The sequence below is a fragment of the Actinomyces sp. genome, from assembly GCF_030524025.1.
GTDB lineage: Bacteria > Actinomycetota > Actinomycetes > Actinomycetales > Actinomycetaceae > Actinomyces.
Genome location: NZ_JAUNHI010000006.1, coordinates 64,593 through 69,719 on the forward strand (window position 1 = coordinate 64,593; position 5,127 = coordinate 69,719).

Annotated in this window: 5 protein-coding genes and 1 tRNA gene; 5 read left to right on the forward strand and 1 reads right to left on the reverse strand. The window is 70.6% G+C overall.

All coding sequences use genetic code 11. The features are described 5' to 3' along the window. Positions 1-192 precede the first annotated feature (192 nt). The gene (locus Q4C85_RS04200) at positions 193-1,407 is read right to left on the reverse strand and encodes a pyridoxal phosphate-dependent aminotransferase (protein WP_303139915.1); all 1,215 of its coding nucleotides are present in this window, start codon (positions 1,405-1,407) and stop codon (positions 193-195) included. 455 nt (positions 1,408-1,862) lie between these two features. On the opposite strand from Q4C85_RS04200, the gene Q4C85_RS04205 reads away from it, so the two are divergent. The 5 genes from Q4C85_RS04205 to rplA all read left to right on the forward strand — a co-directional run bounded on the left by Q4C85_RS04205 (position 1,863) and on the right by rplA (position 4,573). Beyond that, positions 1,863-1,935 (forward strand) — tRNA-Trp (locus tag Q4C85_RS04205). Positions 1,936-2,030: 95 nt separating this feature from the next. Continuing rightward, complete coding sequence (gene secE, locus Q4C85_RS04210) at positions 2,031-2,258, forward strand: preprotein translocase subunit SecE (RefSeq protein ID WP_303139916.1); 228 nt, start codon at positions 2,031-2,033, stop codon at positions 2,256-2,258. Positions 2,259-2,336: 78 nt separating this feature from the next. Further along, entirely contained in the window at positions 2,337-3,131 is a 795-nt protein-coding gene (gene nusG, locus Q4C85_RS04215) for a transcription termination/antitermination protein NusG (RefSeq protein WP_303139917.1), read from the forward strand. 239 nt (positions 3,132-3,370) lie between these two features. Continuing rightward, positions 3,371-3,802 (forward strand): 50S ribosomal protein L11, encoded by a 432-nt coding sequence (rplK, locus tag Q4C85_RS04220; RefSeq protein ID WP_303139918.1) that lies wholly within the window; start codon positions 3,371-3,373, stop codon positions 3,800-3,802. A gap of 81 nt (positions 3,803-3,883) precedes the next feature. Next, positions 3,884-4,573 carry a 50S ribosomal protein L1 gene (rplA, locus tag Q4C85_RS04225; RefSeq protein ID WP_303139921.1) on the forward strand — a complete coding sequence of 230 codons (690 nt, stop codon included), beginning with the start codon at positions 3,884-3,886 and terminating at the stop codon, positions 4,571-4,573. The last annotated feature ends 554 nt before the right edge of the window (positions 4,574-5,127 follow it).

Here is a 5,127-nt window from a genome sequence, read left to right on the forward strand (position 1 = left end):
ACCGGCGGCAGCTGCGGGGGGGCCCGCACCGGGGTTGCCGCCGTCCGACAGACCCCGCCCCCCCGGTAACGCCGAGGCCGGGGGACCGCCGAGGCCCAGGGAACGCAAGGAGCCGGCCGCCCCGTGGCGGCCGGCTCCCGCATGTCTCCACCGGGGAGGCGGCCGTGCGATCCGCGGCCGCCCGGGCCGGGGCTACTCGACCTCGGACAGCAGCTCGCGCAGGCGCCCCACGCCCTCGGTGATGGCCTCGTCGCCGGTGGCGTAGGACAGGCGCACGAAGCCCGATGGCCCGAAGGCCTCGCCGGGGACCACCGCGACCTCGGCGTGCTCGAGGACGAGGCCGGCCAGGGTCGCGGAGGAGTCGATGAGCGTGCCCCGCAGGCTGCGGCCGATCAGCGCCTCGACGCTCGGGTAGGCGTAGAAGGCGCCCCGGGGGACCGGTACCTCGAGGCCCTCGATCTCCGACAGCAGGGAGACCATGAGCCGGCGGCGGCGGTCGAAGGCCTCGCGCATCTCGGCCACGGTCGACAGGTCGCCGGAGACGGCCGCCAGGGCGGCGTGCTGGGAGACGTTGGCGACGTTGGATGTCAGGTGTGACTGGAAGTTCGTGGCCGCCGCGATGACATCGGCCGGACCGATCATCCAGCCCACCCGCCAGCCGGTCATCGCATAGGTCTTGGCCACCCCGTTGAGCACAATGGTCTGCTCGGCCAGCTCGGGCACGAGGGACAGGATGTGGGCGGGCTCGGCGCCGTCGTAGAGCAGGTGCTCGTAGATCTCATCGGTGATGACCCACACGCCGTGCTCCAGGGCCCAGCGCCCGATGGCCCCGAGCTCCTCGGGGGTGTACACCGCACCGGTCGGATTAGACGGGGAACACACGAGGACAGCCTTGGTGCGGTCGGTGCGGGCGGCCTCGAGCTGGTCGACCGTCACCTTGTACTCCTGGTCTGCGCCTGCGAAGACCTCGACCGGGGTGCCGCCGGCCAGGGCGATGACCTCGGGGTAGGTCGTCCAGTACGGGGCCGGCAGAATCACCTCGTCGCCGGGGTCGACCACGGCGGCGAAGGCCTGGAAGACCGCCTGCTTGCCGCCGTTGGTCACCAGGACGGCGTCGGGGGAGACCTCGTGGCCGGAGTCGCGCAGGGTCGCGGCGGCGATCGCCTCCCGCAGGACGGGCAGCCCCTTGGCGGGGGAGTACTTGTGGTTGGCGGGGTCCTGGGCGGCCGCCACAGCGGCCTGGACGACGTAGTCCGGCGTCGGGAAGTCCGGCTCGCCGGCGCCGAACCCGATGACCGGGCGGCCCGCGGCCTTGAGGGCCTTGGCCTTGGCGTCGACGGCGAGGGTGGCTGACGGGGCGATGGCGGCTAGGCGGGAGGAGACTCGGCTCCGGGGTGCAGTGCTCACAGGGTCATGGTCCCACAGGTCCGGTGACCGGGCGCATAGGGGCATTGACGAGGCGGCTTCCTCGGTGTTGGCTCTGACGAGCCGGGCCGCATCGGGGAGGCGTTCTCCGGCCGGAGACGTGTGGGTGAGTTTCGTCCGGGACGGTGCGAGCGCGGTGGAGGTCAGTGTCGAGGTGGGCTCGGCGAAGGCCGTCTCGGACTGCACGATCACGGTGCTGGAGTCCTACCCGGGCAGGTCGGGGGATCGGCCGGGCGACGCGGGCGGCTCGGCGCTCAGCGCCGTGCAGTGCCCTGAGGCTCCTGTGGCCGGGGGTGGGCAGGAGGCGCCCTCGACCTCCAGCGGGGCGTCGGGCTCGCCGTCACCGAGGTCCACCGGCCGATCGTGGGACGTGTCGCAGCCCACGAGGGTGGAGGTCGCGATGCCCGGGACGGTGTGGCAGGATGGGGCACCGCTGAAGGGCAGTGGCGCAATTGGTAGCGCACCGGTCTCCAAAACCGGCGGTTGTGGGTTCGAGTCCCGCCTGCCCTGCTGAGAACGGCGGATCTGTCGGGAGATCCCGTCGGTTCCGTCCTCTCGCCCCCCCTGGGCACGACCGAACCACCGATCCCGAGGACCTCGAAAGCATGAGCGCAAGCGCCGTCGACAAGCAGGACAGGAAGAGAGCCTTGCCCGTCCGCGTCCTCCTGTTCTTCCGGCAGGTCGTCGAAGAGCTGCGCAAGGTGGTGTGGCCCACCCGCAAGGAGCTGTCGACCTACTTCGCCGTCGTGGTTGTCTTCATCCTGGCGATCATGGCCTTCACCGGGCTGCTGGACGCCGCCTTCGACTGGCTCATCATGTGGGCCTTCGCCTGAGCCCCGGGTTGACCCCCGGCGGCCGGGCCGCCGTCAACCGCCACCCCATCTACCAGCCGCTGCGTGTCAGGAAAGCAGGTGCAGACCGTGTCCGAGCAGACCGTCCCTGAGGAGCTGTCGCCCGTCGGCGACGACGTCGAGACCGACGGCCAGACCGAGGCGCTCGACCAGGCTTCCGCCGAGTCCCAGGAGGCCGGGCAGGAGCCCGCCGAGCGCGAGGCGGTGGACCCGCTCGAGGAGTTCCGCGCCGAGATGTCCTCGCTGCCTGGCCAGTGGTATGTCCTGCACACCTACTCGGGCTATGAGCGGCGCGTAGCGGCCGACATCATGGCCCGTGCTGAGAACTTCGAGCTCGAGGGCTACGTCTTCGACGCCGTCGTGCCCATGGAGACGGTCATCGAGATCAAGAACGCCTCCAAGAAGAAGGAGGTCTCCCGCGTGCGCCTGCCCGGCTACGTCTTCGTCCGCATGGACCTGGACGACCCGGAGACCACCGACCAGGTGTGGCGCACGATCAAGGACACCCCGGCCGTCACCGGTTTCGTCGGGGACCGCTACAACCCGGTGCCCCTGCCCTTCGAGGAGGCCGTCGCCCAGCTCGGCCCCACCGCCGAGGAGATCGCGGCCAAGCAGGCTGCGGCCAGCGCGGCCGAGGCCGACGGCTCGGGCACGCAGGTTGTTGCCGGCGGCCAGGTCTACGAGGTGAGCTTCACCGTCGGCGAGTCGGTCATCGTCACCGAGGGCCCCTTCGAGTCCCTGCCCGCGACGATCTCGGAGATCCACCCCGAGACCCAGAAGCTCCAGGTGCTCATCTCGCTGTTCGGCCGCGACACCCCCGCCGAGCTGTCCTTCAGCCAGGTCGCCAAGATCTGAGCCCCGCGCCCCGGTCCGGGTGCCGGACTCCCCGCCCCGGCGGCGGGGAGGTCTTCGGCCCCGCGCCCATGAGCTCTCATGGGTGCCGTCTCACAGCCGTGGGCCTGTGATTCCAGGCACCGCCGGCCCCGGCGGGGTGCGCCTCGGGCTAGGATGAGCGGTCGTGCGCGCTCGATTCGCGCGCCCCGCTGCACGGCAGGCGTGCAGCGCTTTTCCGGACAAGAAAGAGATCCATCGACATGGCTCCCAAGAAGAAGGTCGCCGGGCTGATCAAGCTCCAGATCCAGGCCGGCGCAGCCAACCCCGCCCCGCCGATCGGCCCCGCGCTCGGTCAGCACGGCGTCAACATCATGGAGTTCTGCAAGGCGTACAACGCCGCGACCGAGTCGCAGCGCGGCAACGTCATCCCCGTGGAGATCACCGTCTACGAGGACCGCTCCTTCACCTTCGTCACCAAGACGCCCCCGGCCGCCGAGATGATCAAGAAGGCCGCCGGCGTCTCCAAGGGCTCGGCCACCCCCCACTCCTCCAAGGTCGGGACCCTGACCATGGACCAGGTCAGGGAGATCGCCCAGACCAAGATGGCGGACCTCAACGCCAATGACGTCGACTCCGCCGCCAAGACTATCGTGGGCACCGCCCGCTCGATGGGCATCACCGTCGAGGCCTGAGGCCCCGGCTCCGACCACTGACACCCCCCCCGTGGAAGGGCCTTGCGCGGCCCGTTCACCACGACTGCCAAGGAGAAGCAGATGACCAAGCGCAGCAAGGCCTACCGTGCCGCCGCTGAGAAGATCCAGTCCGGGATCCTCTACACCCCGGCCGAGGCCGCCAAGCTGGCCAAGGCCACGTCCGTGACGAGTTTCGACTCCACTGTCGACGTCGTCCTGCGTCTGGGCGTGGACCCCCGCAAGGCCGACCAGATGGTGCGAGGTACCGTGTCCCTGCCGCACGGTACCGGTAAGACCGCCCGCGTCGTCGTCTTCGCTCAGGGTGAGAAGGCCGAGCAGGCCATCGCCGCGGGCGCCGACGAGGTCGGCGGCGACGAGCTCATCGCCAAGGTCGCCGGTGGCTACACCGACTTCGACGCCGCGGTGGCCACCCCCGACCTCATGGGCAAGGTCGGCCGCCTCGGCCGCGTCCTGGGCCCGCGCGGGCTCATGCCCAACCCCAAGACGGGCACCGTGACGATGGACGTGGCCAAGGCCGTCACCGACATCAAGGGCGGGCGCATCGAGTTCCGCGTCGACCGCGCCGCCAACCTCAACTTCGTCATCGGCAAGGTGTCCTTCACCGAGGACCAGCTTGTCGAGAACTTCCGTGCCGCCCTGGAGGAGGTCCTGCGCCTCAAGCCGGCCACCTCCAAGGGCCGGTACATCCTCAAGGCGACCATGGCCACCACCATGGGTCCGGGCATCCCCATGGACGTCGCGAAGGCCTGAGACGGCCCACCGCCCCTACGCCAGACGCCGGCCACCCCTGCCCGGGGTGGCCGGCGTTTTTCGGCGATCTCCCTGCGCACGTTTCCTCCACCACCACGACCAGCCCACACGCCCCGGCATCCGTCTGGCCGGTCGACCCACCCGCCGCGGCCACGACACGAGTGACACACCGCGCCACATGTGACAGCCACCACCTGTCGACATGGCCTCCGGGCCTCCGAGGACCGCCTGTCGACGGTGTCCAAGGCCTTGCGGGTGGTAGCGGTAGGCGGCGGCCCGCCAGACGGTGCCGGCGGCAGCGGCCGGCACGTCAAGAGTGGCGCGGCATGATTCCCGCGCGGACTTTTCCCAACGCCCAACCCATGGGGACCGACAGCCCCGCTTACAACACACCCACTTTCCCGCACCACCCCAACAATCCCGACCCCCACCCCGTAGTGAGAAAGGCTCGCTGATTCCGGGGTTCCGTCAGTGAGTCCGGGGCTCGGGGGGTGAGTCCGGGGCGTTGCGGTGTTCCCGGGGGGGGCGGCCCCGGCATACCCGCCGATCCACGC

Coding starts and splice junctions, on each gene's coding strand:
- secE (WP_303139916.1), top strand. CDS start 2,031: ATGAGCGCAAGCGCCGTCGACAAGCAGGACAGGAAGAGAGCCTTGCCC.
- rplK (WP_303139918.1), top strand. CDS start 3,371: ATGGCTCCCAAGAAGAAGGTCGCCGGGCTGATCAAGCTCCAGATCCAG.
- rplA (WP_303139921.1), top strand. CDS start 3,884: ATGACCAAGCGCAGCAAGGCCTACCGTGCCGCCGCTGAGAAGATCCAG.